The organism is Arthrobacter sp. FW306-2-2C-D06B, assembly GCF_021789175.1.
Lineage (GTDB): Bacteria > Actinomycetota > Actinomycetes > Actinomycetales > Micrococcaceae > Arthrobacter.
In genome coordinates, this window is the sequence record NZ_CP084560.1 from 3,851,156 (window position 1) to 3,866,590 (window position 15,435).

The 15,435-nt window shown below is 63.1% G+C and carries 12 protein-coding genes and 1 tRNA gene; 7 read left to right on the plus strand and 6 right to left on the minus strand.

The window, feature by feature from the left end; all coding sequences use genetic code 11:
• Positions 1-19 precede the first annotated feature (19 nt).
• The 3 genes from LFT47_RS17950 to LFT47_RS17960 are packed head-to-tail and all read right to left on the minus strand — an operon-like array spanning position 20 to position 1,643.
• The gene (locus tag LFT47_RS17950) at positions 20-931 is read right to left on the minus strand and encodes an NUDIX hydrolase (protein ID WP_236812777.1); all 912 of its coding nucleotides are present in this window, start codon (positions 929-931) and stop codon (positions 20-22) included.
• Between the two features lie 17 nt (positions 932-948).
• On the minus strand, positions 949-1,485 hold the full coding sequence (locus LFT47_RS17955; protein ID WP_236812779.1) for a RidA family protein: 537 nt from the start codon (positions 1,483-1,485) through the stop codon (positions 949-951).
• Between the two features lie 2 nt (positions 1,486-1,487).
• Positions 1,488-1,643 (minus strand): DUF4177 domain-containing protein, encoded by a 156-nt coding sequence (locus LFT47_RS17960; RefSeq protein WP_009359196.1) that lies wholly within the window; start codon positions 1,641-1,643, stop codon positions 1,488-1,490.
• Between LFT47_RS17960 and LFT47_RS17965 the strand changes: the two genes are divergently transcribed.
• The 5 genes from LFT47_RS17965 to LFT47_RS17985 all read left to right on the plus strand — a co-directional run bounded on the left by LFT47_RS17965 (position 1,642) and on the right by LFT47_RS17985 (position 9,037).
• Positions 1,642-3,975 (plus strand): transglycosylase domain-containing protein, encoded by a 2,334-nt coding sequence (locus LFT47_RS17965; RefSeq protein ID WP_236812781.1) that lies wholly within the window; start codon positions 1,642-1,644, stop codon positions 3,973-3,975. The genes LFT47_RS17960 and LFT47_RS17965 overlap by 2 nt on opposite strands.
• Complete coding sequence (locus tag LFT47_RS17970) at positions 3,968-4,930, plus strand: metallophosphoesterase (RefSeq protein ID WP_236812783.1); 963 nt, start codon at positions 3,968-3,970, stop codon at positions 4,928-4,930. The genes LFT47_RS17965 and LFT47_RS17970 overlap by 8 nt, the downstream gene beginning before the upstream one ends.
• Positions 4,931-5,232: 302 nt before the next feature.
• A complete protein-coding gene (locus LFT47_RS17975; RefSeq protein WP_236812785.1) occupies positions 5,233-7,062 on the plus strand; it encodes an ABC transporter ATP-binding protein in 1,830 nt (609 codons plus the stop codon).
• A complete protein-coding gene (locus LFT47_RS17980; protein WP_236812787.1) occupies positions 7,059-8,876 on the plus strand; it encodes an ABC transporter ATP-binding protein in 1,818 nt (605 codons plus the stop codon). The genes LFT47_RS17975 and LFT47_RS17980 overlap by 4 nt, the downstream gene beginning before the upstream one ends.
• Before the next feature lie 84 nt (positions 8,877-8,960).
• Positions 8,961-9,037: transfer RNA gene (locus LFT47_RS17985), tRNA-Pro, on the plus strand.
• 287 nt (positions 9,038-9,324) lie between these two features.
• On the opposite strand, the gene LFT47_RS17990 is transcribed toward LFT47_RS17985, so the two are convergent.
• A complete protein-coding gene (locus tag LFT47_RS17990; protein WP_236812788.1) occupies positions 9,325-9,585 on the minus strand; it encodes a hypothetical protein in 261 nt (86 codons plus the stop codon).
• Between the two features lie 138 nt (positions 9,586-9,723).
• On the opposite strand from LFT47_RS17990, the gene LFT47_RS17995 reads away from it, so the two are divergent.
• Positions 9,724-11,010 (plus strand): helix-turn-helix domain-containing protein, encoded by a 1,287-nt coding sequence (locus tag LFT47_RS17995; RefSeq protein WP_078107616.1) that lies wholly within the window; start codon positions 9,724-9,726, stop codon positions 11,008-11,010.
• A gap of 104 nt (positions 11,011-11,114) precedes the next feature.
• Here the strand turns inward: LFT47_RS17995 and LFT47_RS18000 are convergent, their stop codons facing one another.
• Both LFT47_RS18000 and purD read right to left on the minus strand, forming a co-directional pair.
• On the minus strand, positions 11,115-12,050 hold the full coding sequence (locus LFT47_RS18000) for a phosphoribosylaminoimidazolesuccinocarboxamide synthase (protein ID WP_236812790.1): 936 nt from the start codon (positions 12,048-12,050) through the stop codon (positions 11,115-11,117).
• 3 nt (positions 12,051-12,053) lie between these two features.
• Entirely contained in the window at positions 12,054-13,364 is a 1,311-nt protein-coding gene (purD, locus tag LFT47_RS18005; RefSeq protein WP_236818677.1) for a phosphoribosylamine--glycine ligase, read from the minus strand.
• 473 nt (positions 13,365-13,837) lie between these two features.
• On the opposite strand from purD, the gene LFT47_RS18010 reads away from it, so the two are divergent.
• The gene (locus LFT47_RS18010; RefSeq protein ID WP_236812791.1) at positions 13,838-15,415 is read left to right on the plus strand and encodes a molybdopterin-dependent oxidoreductase; all 1,578 of its coding nucleotides are present in this window, start codon (positions 13,838-13,840) and stop codon (positions 15,413-15,415) included.
• Positions 15,416-15,435: the final 20 nt, after the last annotated feature.

Consider the following 15,435-nt stretch of genomic DNA (forward strand, 5'->3'; position numbering starts at 1 on the left):
TCCCGCTCAGCGGTACTGCTCAGCGCTCCCGCTGCGGCTCCCCTGAAACCGTCCGGGCGGCCTCGACTTCGAGCATGAGTGAGCCATCCTCTTCGACCAGCCGCGGCTGGTACATGTGTGGCTTCCGTTTATAGCTGAGGTACGCAATGCAGCCTTGGGCAGCGGCCATCTTTTCGAGGATGATCTCCGAGCCCGGCACCAGCAATTGGCCCAGTGGCAAGCCAACCGTGTTTTCCTGGCCGATTTCGTCCCCAAGCGCGGTGGTCTGGCGCTCGGCCATGAGTTTGGAAACGCACACCCAACGCCCCCAGACACCCTTGCTGGCCAGCAGTGTGGGCTGCTGGTTGACGGGAAGCGTGGCGGCGAAGTAGCGGGTGTTGAAGCGCCGGTGCGCGAAGTCCGGGCTGAGCCAGTTGACGAGCGGCTTGAGCAGGTCGGTCCGCAGCGACAAGCCACGCTTGGCCAGGACATCCGTGAACGACTTGTCCTGGGCTGCCACGGCTTCGCGGGCCTTCATCCACTCGGGAGTCGAGGTCGCCTCCACTGTGGAGGAAAGGTCAGGGCCGGCCAGGAGCACGCCGGTTTCCTCGAACAGTTCGCGGATGGCGCCCACCACGTGGCGGCGGGCAAGTCCGACGTCGGCGGTCCCCAGCGTCTCAGCCCAATGCTGAGGTGAGGGGCCCAACCAACCGAGGGCGTCCTCGTCGGTGGGTTCCAGCGATCCGCCGGGAAACGCGACAACGCCCAACGGCGAGGAACCGGGACGGTAACCCATCCACGTTTCCAGGCCGGTAGGCGAATCGCGGAGCAGGACTACAGATGATGCAAAACGCGCGGCGCGGGGGGCCCGTTCGCCGAGCTCAAGCCAATTCCGTGCAGCCCCTTCTAGTTCAGGGGGTAACGCAAACAGGCGTCGGGCTAGTTGTGGCAATTGAGTGAACCGGTTCCTTAGCTGAATTCAGCGATCAACTCGACCTCGACGGGAGAGTCGAGCGGAAGGACTGCAACGCCGACGGCGGAACGCGCGTGCTGCCCTTTGTCGCCGAAGACACGCCCGAGGAGCTCGGATGCACCATTGATTACACCGGGCTGGCCGGTGAAGGAGGCATCGGAGGCCACGAAGCCGACGACCTTCACGATGCGCGTGATGCGATCGAGGTCCCCGATGACGCTCTTGACGGCAGCCAAGGCATTGACGGCACAGACGGCTGCATACATCTGCGCGTCTTCCGGAGACACCGTGGGCTCTTCCGAAAGGCCCTCTTCACCGCTGGAGACTTTGCCCGTAGCTTCGAGTTTGCCGTTAATGAAGGGCAGCTGTCCGGAGGTGTAGACGTGGTTGCCGGAGACGATGGCCGGAACATAGGCGGCCACCGGAGCTGCCACAGCCGGCAGGGTCAGTCCCAGTTCGGCAAGGCGCTGCTCGACGGCGGATGCCGGAGCTGTGGAATCCGCGCCAACGGTGGCTTCTGCGGGGGTTGTCATTGTTACTGCTTCTCCCTCTTCAAGTATGCAACAAGTCCGTTTCCATCGGGTCCGGGGACAACCTGGACGAGCTCCCAGCCGTCCTCTCCCCACTGGTCCAGAATCTGCTTTGTGGCGTGAATGATGAGCGGAATCGTCGCGTACTCCCATTTGGTCATGAAAGAAAGACTAGCCCTTGCCGGTAAAGTGGTGAACATGGTGACTCGTAGGAACCCTCTATTCGACACTGCCACCACTCTTGGAAAGATCCTCGGATTCCTCGGTGTGAGCGCTATTTGTGGTGTCCTGGTGGCGGGCTTGCTCGTTCCCGCGGCCGCGGTTTCAGGCAGTGCGGCGAGTGGATCCATTCAGTTCTTCGACACGCTGCCGGCGGAGCTTCAGGTGAACCCGCCCAGCCAGGCGACCACCATCCTGGCCGCGGATGGCAGCCAGATCGCCTCCATCTACTCCGAGAACCGCACGCGGGTCTCGCTCGACCAGATGAGTCCTTTCATCAAGGACGCGATCGTCTCGGTCGAGGACAGCCGCTTTTATGAGCACGGCGGCATCGACGCCACCGGCATCATGCGCGCCATCGTCAGCACAGCGCGTGGAAAGCAGCAGGGTGCCTCCACCATCACCCAGCAGTACGTGAACAACGTCATCAACGAGTCCCTCGTTTCCCAGGACAAGGCTTCCGACGTCAAGCTCAACGGCGTCAACAAGGGCGTCGGCGACAAACTCCGCGAAATGAAGCTGGCCATCGCGCTGGAGAAGAAGTTCTCCAAGCAGCAGATCCTTGAGGGCTACCTCAACATCGTCTTCTTCAATAAGGACGCTTACGGCATCGAGGCCGCCTCGAGGCTGTTCTTCAGCACCAGCGCCAAGGACCTCACCTTGCCGCAGGCCGCATTGCTTGCTGGCGTGGTCAACAGCCCGTCCTACTACGACCCGGTGACGAACCCGGACCACGCGAAACAGCGTCGCGACCTCGTACTGGGCCTCATGCTGGACCAGGGAAAGATCAAGAAGGCTGACTATGACGCCGCCATCGCGACGCCGGTGACCACCAAGGTCACCCAGCCTCGCCAAGGCTGCGCATATGCCGCCACGGCCCCGTATTTCTGTGACTACGTACTTCACTTGATCCTGAACAACCCGGCGTACGGTGCCACCCCTGTCGAGCGCGCCAACCGCCTCGCACGAGGTGGCCTGACCATCCAGACCACTCTGGATCCGAAAGCCCAGAGCGTTGCCCAAAGCCAGGTTGATGCCACTACGGGGGCCAACCCGGATAAGTGGGGCGCCACGATCGTCTCGGTCCAGCCTGGCAGCGGAAAGATCGTTTCCATGGCCCAGAACACCGTGTGGCTACCCGCACCGGGGAAGTTCGACCAGACGCAAAATTTCAACGTGGATGTGGTCGATTCACAGGGCAACGACCTTAACGGTTTGGGCGGATTCCAGCCCGGCTCTACCATGAAGCCCTTCACATTTGCCGAATGGCTCAATGAAGGCAAATCGATGAACACCACCATCAATGCCACAGTCCGTAAGTATCCGCAGAATTTCCCTTGGCGGAACACCTGCCCCACCCCCGAAAATGGCTTCTACGACGCCAATGTCGCAGGGAGTTACGACCTCCAGAACTCCGATGAGACCCACTACCGCTCCATGACGGTCCTTTACGGCCTGATGAACTCGATCAACACCGCGACCTTCGCCTCTGCATCGCAACTGGACCTTTGCGGCATCCAGAAGATCGTCGACGCCGTAGGCATCCACGGGGGAAACCCTGTACGCGACAAGTCCGGGGCGGTCACGGATGCCAACCCGAAGGTTCCCATGACGACGCTGGGTAACCTGATCGGTTCAACCCAGACCGCGCCGCTCACTATGGCCAGTGCCATGGCAACGTTCTCCAACAACGGCAAATACTGCGAGCCCATCGCTGTCACTTCCGTGACGGACCAGACAGGCGCAAAGCTTCCCGCCCAGTCCCCGAATTGCCGCGACGCAGTCTCTCCGGAGGTTGCCCACGGTGTTGCTTACGCCATGCAAGAGGTGCTTAACCAGGGTTCCGGTTCGCTGATCCAGCCCAGGATTTCCACCAAGACCAGCTTCCCGATCGCGGCCAAGACCGGAACCAATGACAGCAACGGCTCCACCTGGGTTGTGGGCTACACTTCCGGCCTCGCGACGGCCAGCTGGTTCGGCGATCCGCTGGGTGGTCAAACCCGCTTCGGCCGTAATATCACCGTGAACGGGAAGCTCTATCCCAGCATCGACGGTTACATGATCGCGGGTCCGCAATTCTCCAACTACATGTCCCAGGTTGCTCCCGCTTATGGAACCAACCCGTTCCCGGCACCGCCGTCGAACCTGCTCGATCCGCCAGGATACAAGCCGTCGACGCCGAGCAACAATTTTCCGGGCAACACCACTCCGAGCACTCAGCCGAGCACTCAGCCGAGCGGTAATGGAAATGGCAACGGGAAGAACAATGGCTAACGGCTCGAAGCCCGTCATTGAATCGCTGGCAAGCCGCGTCCGAAGCATCGGGCGCGGCTTTGCCGTAGCTGCCGGTGCGGGCGCAACCGCTGGCGTTGCCGGCCTCGCGTATGGCCTTTGGGAAAAGAACCAGTTCGTGCTCCGGGAGGAGACCGTTCCGATCCTGCCCGAAGGCTCCGCTCCCCTCCGGGTGCTGCACATAAGCGACATTCATTTCGTACCAAGCCAACGCAAAAAGGCCGAATGGTTGCGTTCGCTCGCTGCGCTTGAACCTGACCTCGTGGTGAACACGGGTGATAATCTCAGCCACCCCCACGCCGTCGTTCCGCTGTTGGATGCCTTGCGGCCGCTGTTGAAGTTCCCGGGCGTCTTCGTCCCGGGCTCCAACGACTATTACGCCCCGCGGTTCAAGAACCCGGCCACGTATTTCCTCGGCCCGTCGCGCGTCAAGAACAATCCAGTCGAGCTCGATTGGCCGCGCCTTCGTTCGGGATTCGGGATGTCGGGCTGGATCGACCTCACCAACAGGCACCAGTCCTTGCCCATCAACGGAATCCGTTTCGACTTCTCCGGAGTGGACGACCCCCATCTGAATCGGGAGCGCTATGCCGGCTGGCCACGAGGCACCGCCGGACAGGACTTCCGCCCGCATCTGCGGGTCGCCGTCATTCACGCCCCCTACCAACGGGTCCTGGACCATTTCACGAACGACTCCGCAGACCTCATCCTCGCCGGACACACCCACGGCGGCCAGATCTGCATCCCCGGTTACGGTGCTTTGGTTGCCAATTGCGATCTCCCCACCTGGCGCGCCAAGGGCCTGCATGACTGGGAAAACGACGGACGCACGACGCCGGTCAACGTATCGGGCGGCATCGGCACCTCGCGCTTCGCCCCGGTCCGGATCGCGTGCAAGCCGGAAGCCGTGCTGCTGACACTGACGGCACGCAAATAGCCAGCCCCATAACCGGACATGCCCGTCCGGCCACACCAAGGATGGACATGTCCACCCCGCTCCAATGAGCATGCGCATCCCGCAACGCCAGGAATGGACATAGCAGCAATATGTCCATCCCTGACTGCCAGAGCCGGGCATGTCCGGGGGAAGGGGCGGTTCCGAATACCTCGCATCACGGAACGCAATGGTGCTGTGAATCCTGTTACACGATGGCATAGGGTAGTTGCTATAGGAAACTACCTCCGTGCATCGCGCCGGACAGGCGCGGAACGCCGGGACAAAGCTGTTGAGAAGCGGGCATGGCCAAACAGACTTCATTCTTCACCTCCGTCAAACGTCTCTATCCGCACGTTAAACCGATCCTCCCCCGGCTTTTCCTGGGCCTGGTCAGCGCTTTGCTCGCCAGCATCATGGCGCTTGCCATCCCGCAGGTGCTGAGGGTTTTGATCAACGGCTCCCTCCACCCTGGCGGCCCTACCAACGCTGTCTGGATTGCCGCCGTCGTGGTTCTGGCACTCGGCATCGCAGAAGCCGGGCTTGTGGCGCTGCGGCGCCAGTTCGTCATCAATCCCGCAACCACCGTGGAATCGAGGATGCGGGTGTCGCTCTACGGGCATCTGCAGGACCTCACCGTTTCCTTCCATGACCGTTGGGGTTCAGGACAGCTCTTGTCCCGCGCGATGACGGACTTGAACTTCCTGCGGCGTTGGATGGCGTTCGGCGCGATCATGCTGGTGGTGACCACCTTGACCGTGGTGATCGGCGTCGCGGTGATGTTCGCGATGAGCTGGCAGCTGGCGTTGATCTTCCTGGCCGCCGCGGTGCCCATCATGATCTATTCCTTCCGTTTCCGGCGCCGCTTCAGCCTCGTGACCCGGTTGAGCCAGGATCAGGCCGGCGACCTCGCCACCACGGTCGAGGAATCCGTTCACGGCATCCGCGTGCTCAAGGCCTTCGGTCGCAGCCGCGAAGCGCTGGAGAACTTCAACGAGCAGGCCGAGGAGCTGAGGCAGACCGAGATCGCCAAGGCCAAACACCAAGCCACCTTCACTCTCGTTGTGACGCTGCTGCCCGAGCTGGCGCTCGGCGTCGGGCTCGTGGCGGGCGTCCTGCTCGTCTCCACGGGCCAACTCAGCATCGGTTCCCTGGTTGCGTTCTTCGGCACCGCGGCTGTTGTGGCAGCACCGGTGGAGTTCTCGGGGACCCTCCTGGCCATGGCATTGACCGCCAAGACCGCGCTCGACCGCCACTTCGAGGTCATGGACACGCCCAACACCATCACCAGTCCGGCGAACCCCAGAACACCCAAGGAACTGCGCGGGGCTTTGAGCTTCAAGGGTGCCGCTTTCGGTTTCGACGACGGCGCCCGGCTCCTGAACGACATCACCCTGGACATCAGGCCGGGCGAAACCATGGCCCTCGTGGGCATTACCGGCAGCGGAAAGAGCGCCTTGCTCCAGTTGGTCCCCCGGCTCTATGACGTGACCGAAGGATCCGTGGCCATCGACGGCGTGGATGTCCGCGACTTCAGCGTCGAGCAGCTGAGGACCGTCGTGGCGGTCGCCTTCGAGGACACCACCCTGTTTTCCAGCTCGGTCCGGGACAACGTGCTGCTCGGCGCGCCCGACACGTCCGAGGAAGCCCTCGAGGAAGCGCTCGACGTCGCCCAGGCGCACTTCGCGTATTCCCTGCCCGACGGCGTCGGGACCCTCATCGGAGAGGAAGGGCTGAGTCTTTCCGGCGGCCAGCGGCAGCGGATCGCGCTCGCCCGGGCCATCGCAGCCAAACCCAAGGTCCTGGTGTTGGATGATCCGCTATCGGCCCTGGACGTGAACACGGAGGAACTCGTCACTGCCAGGCTCCGCGAAGTCCTCCGGGACACCACCACGCTCATCGTCGCGCACAGGCCCTCGACCGTGGCCCTGGCCGACCGGGTGGCGCTGCTCGAAAACGGAAGCATCACCGCCGTCGGGACCCATACGGAACTCTTGGCCAACAACGCGCACTACCGCTACGTGATCGCAAGCCTTGACTCCGGCCCGAAGGACCTCGACCTCGAACTCGACGAGCTGGAGCACGAGCTGGATTCGGAACATCACATGGACCAAGCCGGGGAGGGCCGCCGATGAGCACGTTCGGTACCGCCAATGAAGACAACGCCCATCTGAGCCGCAGCGACAGCAAGGCAGTACGACGGCGGTCGGTCGCCTTGCTGGGGTCCCTCATCCGCCCGGTGCGGTTGCGGTTCTGGCTGACGCTGGGCATGGTGGTGCTCTCGCAGGCCACCCGGGTAGCCGGACCGGCGATCATCGCTTTCGGCATCGACCACGCACTGCCCTCGCTGCTCGCAGGGAACAACATGCCGGTGGTCCAGGCCGGCGTCCTCTATCTGACGGCGGCCGTCGCCACGGCGATTTTGACGGCCCTCTACGTCACTTCCACGGCGAAGCTGAGCCAATCCATGCTTCTGGACTTGCGGCTGCGGGTCTTCCGGCACACCCAACGGCTCAGCTTGGAGTTCCACGAGAAGTACACCTCCGGCCGGATCATCGCGCGCCAGACTTCGGACCTTGAGGCGCTACGTGAACTCCTCGATTCGGGTGTCAGCTCGCTGGCATCCGGGATCCTGTTCATGCTTTTCACGGCATTTACGGTGTTTGCGCTCGACTGGCGCAGCGGTCTCCTCATGCTCGCCACGGGCGTCCCCGCGTACTTCCTGGCCCGCTGGTACCAGAAGCACTCGCAGATCGCCTTCCGCGAATCACGGGTGGTGTCCGCGAGGCTGATTGTGCACTTCGTCGAGACGATGACCGGTATCCGGGCCATCAAGGCATTCCGCAAGGAGCCGGAGAACGCCCAAAGGTATGCCGAACTCTCCGAGGACTATCGCAAAGTCACGGTCCGCTCCATCAACCTCAATGGTGTATTCCAACCGGGCCTGGTCCTCATCGGCAATGTGTGCGTGGCAGTGGTCCTGCTCTTCGGCGGCTTCCGGGTGCTCTCCGGAGACCTGGCGGTGGGTGTGCTCCTGGCACTGATCCTTTCAACGAAGCGCTTCTTCCAGCCCGTGGACCAGATGGCCATGTTCTACAACTCCTTCCAGAGCGCCCAGGCCGCGCTCGAGAAGGTGTCCGGCCTGCTCGAAGAAGTCCCGACGGTCCGGCCGCCCAAGAACCCTGTGCCCTTGCCCCGTGCCCGCGGAGAAATCGACTTCCGTGGCGTCGAGTTCGGCTACGGGAACGGCAAGGTAGTGGTCCCCAAGCTGGACCTTCACATTCCCGCCGGACAGACCATAGCGCTCGTCGGACAGACCGGTGCCGGCAAATCGACCTTCGCCAAGCTGATCGCCCGCTTCTACGACGTCACCGAAGGCTCATTGACCCTCGACGGCGTCGACCTCCGGGAGCTCTCGACGGCGGACCTGCGCCGCGCCGTCGTGATGGTCACCCAGGAAGCCTTCCTCTTTAGCGGCTCCGTAGCGGACAACATCGCCTTGGGGCGGCCTGAAGCTACCCGAGCGGAGATCGAAGAAGCTGCGAAGGCCGTCGGTGCGCACGACTTCATCTCCGCCTTGCCTGACGGCTACGACACGGACGTCAACAAACGCGGCGGCCGTGTCTCCGCCGGGCAACGGCAGCTGATCGGCTTTGCCCGGGCATTCATCGCGGCCCCGGCAGTGCTCATCCTGGACGAAGCAACATCTTCGCTTGATATTCCCTCCGAACGGCTGGTGCAGGCCGGCCTCGGCAGGCTGCTGTCCGGAACGGACTCCGAGCGGACCGCGATCATCATCGCTCACCGGCTCTCTACTGTGGAGACCGCAGACCGGGTGCTGGTGGTGCACGAGGGGCGCATCGTAGAAGACGGCACCCCTGCCGAACTCATCGGCGGAGGAGGACGCTTCGCCCGCTTACACGGCGCCTGGAAGGACTCGCTGGTCTGAGGTTGTTGATCCCGGGGCGGCCTCCTTCGATTTCGCATCCGGGGAGGGATCGGCTATTCTTGAACAGTTGCTTTCGCAGCGGATCGGGATGTAGCGCAGCTTGGTAGCGCGCTTCGTTCGGGACGAAGAGGTCGCAGGTTCAAATCCTGTCATCCCGACCAATTGGTAGAAGACCTTCCACTCGGAAGGTCTTCTACGTTATTTAACGAGCATTTCGGGCGCCCGGGAAAACCGGGAAAACATTCCCCTGACCGGTTTTCCTCACCCGCCCAAGGTTTAGAGACAAGTGTTGTTAACAACCCCGGCACAATGACTCGGGGTATATCACGGCCCACGCAGAACTCGGCGCAAAAGAAATCCCCGGTGTGTCGATTTCAGACCACCGGGGATTTCTTCACTTCATTTGAATTATCAACGCCTGCCGGGATCTCCGGTAGCCGCCGTCGAGCTACACGGGATCGGGCCAGTTGCCGATTGCCTGCGAGACCCTCATCGGATCAGGCCAGTTACCGATAGCCTGCGAGACCCTCATCGGATCAGGCCAGTTACCGATAGCCTGCGAGACCCTCATCGGATCAGGCCAATTACCAATGCTGAGCACCGTACTGACGGTGTCTGCCACAGGGGCTGCCGAAACCACGGCTGGCGCCGCGGCGGAGAATGCAAGAGCGCCGGCCAAGGCCACTGCTGCAGCAATCTTCTTCAACATAATTTTTCCTCAATGCGAGTCGGATTCGTTACGGAAATTTAGCGGTCCCTGTTGACATTCATTGTAAAATGTTTTCCACAGCGACTGTCAAGCTCTAGGGGTAAAGACAGCGCAAAGACAAGCCTCTAGGAGGAACCTGTGGGGAACGGATTCGGAGAAAAGCTCCGTGCCGAACGGCTCGAACGCGGGCTGACCCAGGCTGAATTGGGCAGGGACCTTTACTCGCCCAGCTACATTTCGCTTCTTGAAACCGGCCGGCGGGAGCCCACGGCCGAAGTCATTGAAGAACTCGCCCGCCGTCTGGAGCTGGCACCAAAAGCCTTGGAAGCCTGGAGCCAGCCCGTATCCGTCAGTGACGCCGAATACGTGCTCGCAGGGCTGTACGCCAGGCAAGCCTGGGACCTCAGGGACTACCCGCTTGCCGCAAGCCACGCATCAACCGCCGCCCAAATCGCGCTCGAGGCAAAGAACACCAGCGCGTGGTGGAACATGACTTACATGCAGGCCGAATGCCTCATGAAGCAGGGGCAGTTGAAGGAATGCCAGCAAATCATCCAGCATCTCCTGGAACATCCCATGGCTACCGAATCTGCGGGCCTGGGTGTCCGTGCCCGGCAGATGCTTGCCGCCGTCTGCCACGGACAAGGGCAGCTGGCCACCGCCGTCGAGCATGCCAAGGAAGCCGTAAGGCTATCCGAGCAGCTGCCCAAAGGCTCAACGTTGATCATCGGGGCGCACCGCGCTCTGATCGGTGCATTGGCCGAGAGTGGCAGGTTGGACGAGGCCTGGACATATTGCCAAGCCATGAACAACCAGATGGACGACCATTCGATGTCGCAGCTTGCAGGCGAAGTGGCATGGGTCGTGGGAAACGTGGCCTTCATGCGGCACGACTATGTTGAAGGCATCAAGCATCACGAGCGCGCCGCAAAGCTGCTCTCCCCCGCCAATGACATTGAGCTGTGGGCCCGGTTCAACAAGGCATCGGCGGCCGTCAGGCTATCCTCGGGAATCGTAGAGCCGGAGACGCTCTCAGCTATCGAACGTGCTGAACTCGCCCTGTCGATTGTGGGCGGAAACAAGACGGACCAGCTCGAGGTTGCCTTTATCCGCGCCCGCTGGCTGTACCTGACGGGCGACATCCCGGCCGCCATCACCAAGCTGCGCGAAATCCACGCGGACCGCGATGTACTCGCCCGGCACACCGCGGGCGAAGTCGCTTTCCTCCTTGGCAAAGCACTAAAAGCGGCCGGTGAAAACACTGACGCACTGGTCCATCTCGAAGAAGCCCAGCGCGATTTCACCGCCGCCGGCGCAGCCGACCGCGTCCAGCAGGCCATGGACTCCGTACTGGAGATCAGGCTGGCGGAACGCCGGGCGGCGTCGGGCCATGGCGGGAGCGCGCAGTCTTCCCGCGCAAGCTGAGCCTTCCCGCGCAAGCTGAGCAACGCGGCTGAGAGCTGCTGGGCGAACCCAACTACCTCGCAGTTGTTGTCGTTTAGACGCCGCTAAACGACAACAACTGCGAGTCAGACGAAAGTCCGGCCGGTGAGCTTCTCGTAGGCCTCCACATAGCGGGCACGCGTCTTCTCCACGACGTCGGCCGGCAGCGCGGGCGGCGGGGTGTCACTTGAGCGGTCCCAGCCCGATTCCGCGGAGGTCAGCCAGTCACGCACAAACTGCTTGTCGAACGATGGCTGCGCCTTGCCCGGCTCGTAAGTGGACGCATCCCAGAAGCGTGAGGAATCCGGCGTCAGGACCTCATCGCCCAAGGTGATGACGCCTGTGTTGACGTCGATGCCGAACTCAACCTTCGTGTCGGCCAGGATGATTCCGCGGCCCCGGGCGATCTCTTCCGCGCGGGTGTAGATCTTCAACGTGAGTTCACTCAGGCGCGCGGCGATATCGTCGCCCACCATCGCGACGACGTCGTCGTAGGTAATGTTCTCGTCGTGCTCGCCGACCTCAGCCTTGGCAGAAGGCGTGAAGATGGCGTGCTCAAGCCGCGAGCCGTCAACGAGGCCCTCGGGCAGCGGGATGTCGCAGACAGTGCCGGATTGCTGGTACTCGGCCAGCCCGGATCCCGTGAGGTATCCGCGGGCGATGCATTCCACGGGGAACATCTCCAGCCGTTTGCAGATCATCGCGCGGCCCTCGACTTCCGCAGGCACACCCTCGGCGGCCGTGGACGCGAGGACGTGGTGCTCCACGCCAAGCTGCTCGAACCACCACAGGCTCAGCTGCGTGAGTACCCGGCCCTTGTCCGGGATCTCGCTGCTCAAGACGTGGTCGTAGGCACTGATGCGGTCGCTTGCCACTACAAGGACACGGTCCTGGCCGGATGCGGCCCCCTCGAGGTCATCCGCCGGAACGTAGAGGTCGCGGACTTTGCCCGAGTAGAAGTGCTTCCATCCCGGGAGGTCGAGGGTTTCGGTCTGCAGGCCGTTTGCGTTGTCTTCAGGCATGGTTCAGGCCTTCACATTCGGGATGGAGCCGGTAGCCGGGGAGACCACATGGATCTCGCTGCGGGCCGCCTTGCCGGCGATGTCGGTACGGAACTGTCCGCCGTCGAGCTGGACCAGCTCCACGCCGTCGTAAGCCCTCTCGCGGGCCTCCACGAGGTCCGTTCCCAGCGCGACAACGGCCAGCACACGCCCGCCGGCGGAGACAAGCCGGCCTTCTTCGTCCAGTTTGGTGCCGGCGTGGATGACGTGGACGCCTTCCAGCGCGTCCACCTTGTTCAGTCCCCGGATGCGGTCCCCCGTGCGGGGCGTGTCCGGGTAGTTTTCGGCGGCGACGACGACGGCGACGGCCGACTCCTTCGACCAGCGCAGCTCTTCAGCCTGGTCCAGTTCGCCCTTGGCGGCTGCCAGCAGGAGGGCGCCGAGCGGGGTCTTGAGCCGGGCCAGGACTGCCTGCGTTTCGGGATCGCCGAAACGGACGTTGAATTCGATGACTCGAGTGCCGCGGGAAGTCAGGGCCAGGCCACAGTAGAGGACGCCGACGAACGGAGTTCCACGGCTGGCCATCTCGTCCACGGTGGGCTGGGCCACCCGGTCGATGACTTCCTGGACCAGGCCAACAGGTGCCCAGTCGAGCGGAGTGTAGGCGCCCATGCCGCCGGTGTTGGGGCCTTCGTCATTGTCGAAAATCCGCTTGAAGTCCTGGGCCGGAGACAGAGGCACCGTGGTGCGGCCGTCGCACAGCACGAACAGGGAGACCTCGGGCCCGTCCAGGAACTCTTCGATCACCACGGTTCCACCGGCGTCGAAACAAGCCTGGGCGTGGGCGAGTGCTTCCTCGCGGTCGTTGGTGACCACGACGCCCTTGCCGGCGGCCAGCCCGTCATCCTTGACGACATGCGGAGCGCCGAAAGTGTCCAGTGCGTCCGCAGCCTCTGCAGCGTTTGTTGCCACGCGGGCCATGGCGGTGGGCACGCCGGCCTCGGCCATGACTTCCTTGGCGAACGCTTTGGATGCTTCGAGCTGTGCTGCGGCCTTGCTAGGGCCGAAGACCGGAATGCCGGTTTCGCGGACGGCATCGGATACGCCCGCCGCGAGCGGGGCTTCAGGGCCGACGACAACCAGGTCAACCGCCAGTTTTGTCGCAAGCGCTGCGACGGCGCCGGGGTTGTTCCCGTCGATCGCGTACGTGGGGACCAGCTTGGCGATGCCCGCGTTTCCAGGAGCCGCATGGACCTCGGAAACGTTGGGATCCTTGAGCAAGGAGCGGACAATTGCGTGTTCGCGGCCGCCGGGGCCAATGACGAGTACCTTCACAGTCTTCAAGGGTACTTTGTGCGAGGGCAGGACTCCTAAGCTGTCTCCACCACTGGACATGCCCACCCTTGGCCACAAGCCAGGAGGGAGCATGCCCACCCTTGGCCACAAGCCAGGAGGGAGCATGCCCACCTTTCGTTACGAGCGGTGGACATAACACTGATATGCCCACTCCTGAGCCAAACCGCTGAGCATGTCCAACCCGGACCGCGGGCACCTCCAAGGCACATGCCCAGCGTTCGCCACGAGCAATGGACATAGTGGCAATATGCTCATTCCCTCGCTGCAGCGCAGGACATATCCCAACCCCACCGCCAGCACAGCACATATCCCAACCCCACTGCGGGCACGAAGGGCGAACATGCCCACCCTCGGCTGTGAGGAACGGACATAACCCTGACATGTCCGTTCCTGAGCGACAGCGCTGCGCATGTCCAACCCATCTTGGGGGCCTCCGGCTACGAACAACCTGCATGAAGAAGCTCAGGAACTGGCTCAGGGGACCCACCGCATTGGCCGCACTGGCCGGGGTGGCCGCTGCCGCCGTCGTACTTTCCATTGCGGAACTGATCGGCGCCTTCTTTACGGCCCGGGCTACTCCTGTGATTGCGCTGGGGTCCACGTTCATCGACTTCACGCCGCCGTGGATGAAGGACTTTGCCGTGACCACCTTCGGCACAAACGATAAGGCTGCGCTGTTTGTGGGCATGGGCCTGACCATCTTCGTGCTGGCTTGCGTGCTGGGTATCGTGGCCTTCCGCAATTGGGCGCTGGGCTTGTTAGGTGTTCTCGGCATGGGTGCGGTGATTGTGGCTGCCGTGGTGACCCGGGCCAGCGTGAAGCCCGTGGATGCCATACCAAGCCTGATCGGCACTCTGGCTGGGCTCATTGTCCTCCGTCTCTTGGTGGCCCGGCTCTGGCGGCTGAAGTCGTTCCCTGACGCCCCTGCCGACACCGCGGCCAAAGGCATCGAGCGTCCCGCCACGACGCGCCGAACCTTCTTCGCGGCCACCGGTATCACCGTTGCCGCAGCGACCATCGCAGCCGGCGGCGGCCGGTTCCTGAGTGCTGCACGCAGCAATGTGGCCAAGGCACGGGATTCCTTGAAACTCCCCGCTCCCGCCCGGGCGGCCGCTCCGGTTCCCGCGGGCGTCCAGTCCCCGACGCCGGGAGTCACCCCCTGGCTCACCCCGGCCAAGGACTTCTACCGGATCGACACCGCCCTCAGCGTCCCGGAGATCAACGCCCAGGATTGGGAGCTCCGGATCCACGGACTGGTGGAGCAGGAGGTCCGGCTGAACTTTCAGGATCTGCTCGACGCCCAACTGATCGAAACCCACGTCTCGCTCACGTGTGTGTCCAACCCCGTAGGCGGAAACCTGGCGGGCAACGCCAAATGGCTGGGCATGCCCATCCGCGACGCCCTCAAACAAGCCCGACCCAAACCCGGAGCGGACATGGTCCTCTCCACGTCGATCGACGGCTTCAGCGCCTCCACTCCGCTGGAAGTTCTCCAGGACGGCAGGGATGCCATCCTGGCCATCGGCATGAACGGCGAACCCCTCCCGCTCGAACATGGTTACCCCGTGCGCATGGTGGTTCCCGGTCTTTATGGCTTCGTCTCCGCAACCAAATGGGTGGTGGACTTGGAAGTCACCCGATTCGCGGACAGCAAGGCCTATTGGACCACCCGCGGCTGGTCCGAGCGGGGTCCGATCAAGACCATGGCCCGGCTGGAAGTTCCCAAGTCCTTCGCCAAAGTGCCTGCCGGCAGGGTCGCCTTGGGTGGCACGGCATGGGCCCAGACGCGTGGCATCAAGAAGGTGGAGGTCCAGATCGACAACGGCCCATGGGTCGAAGCCACCCTTGCCGCGGAGGCATCTGTTGTCACGTGGCGGCAGTGGTCCTTCAACTGGGACGCCACTCCGGGACCCCACTACATCAAGGTCCGGGCCACGGACGGAACCGGCGAGGTGCAGACGGAAAAGCGCGCCGATCCAGTACCTGACGGCGCCTCGGGATGGCAGTCCGTCATGGTGACCGTGGAGTAGCCCGGGAAGACGGTTCGTTC

Excerpts from the sequence above, each read along its gene's own strand:
- LFT47_RS17975 (WP_236812785.1), top strand. The coding sequence starts at position 5,233 with ATGGCCAAACAGACTTCATTCTTCACCTCCGTCAAACGTCTCTATCCG.
- LFT47_RS17960 (WP_009359196.1), bottom strand. The coding sequence starts at position 1,643 with ATGACCAAATGGGAGTACGCGACGATTCCGCTCATCATTCACGCCACA.
- LFT47_RS18010 (WP_236812791.1), top strand. The coding sequence starts at position 13,838 with ATGAAGAAGCTCAGGAACTGGCTCAGGGGACCCACCGCATTGGCCGCA.
- LFT47_RS17990 (WP_236812788.1), bottom strand. The coding sequence starts at position 9,585 with ATGTTGAAGAAGATTGCTGCAGCAGTGGCCTTGGCCGGCGCTCTTGCA.
- LFT47_RS18000 (WP_236812790.1), bottom strand. The coding sequence starts at position 12,050 with ATGCCTGAAGACAACGCAAACGGCCTGCAGACCGAAACCCTCGACCTC.
- LFT47_RS17980 (WP_236812787.1), top strand. The coding sequence starts at position 7,059 with ATGAGCACGTTCGGTACCGCCAATGAAGACAACGCCCATCTGAGCCGC.
- LFT47_RS17970 (WP_236812783.1), top strand. The coding sequence starts at position 3,968 with ATGGCTAACGGCTCGAAGCCCGTCATTGAATCGCTGGCAAGCCGCGTC.
- LFT47_RS17965 (WP_236812781.1), top strand. The coding sequence starts at position 1,642 with ATGAAAGAAAGACTAGCCCTTGCCGGTAAAGTGGTGAACATGGTGACT.
- LFT47_RS17955 (WP_236812779.1), bottom strand. The coding sequence starts at position 1,485 with ATGACAACCCCCGCAGAAGCCACCGTTGGCGCGGATTCCACAGCTCCG.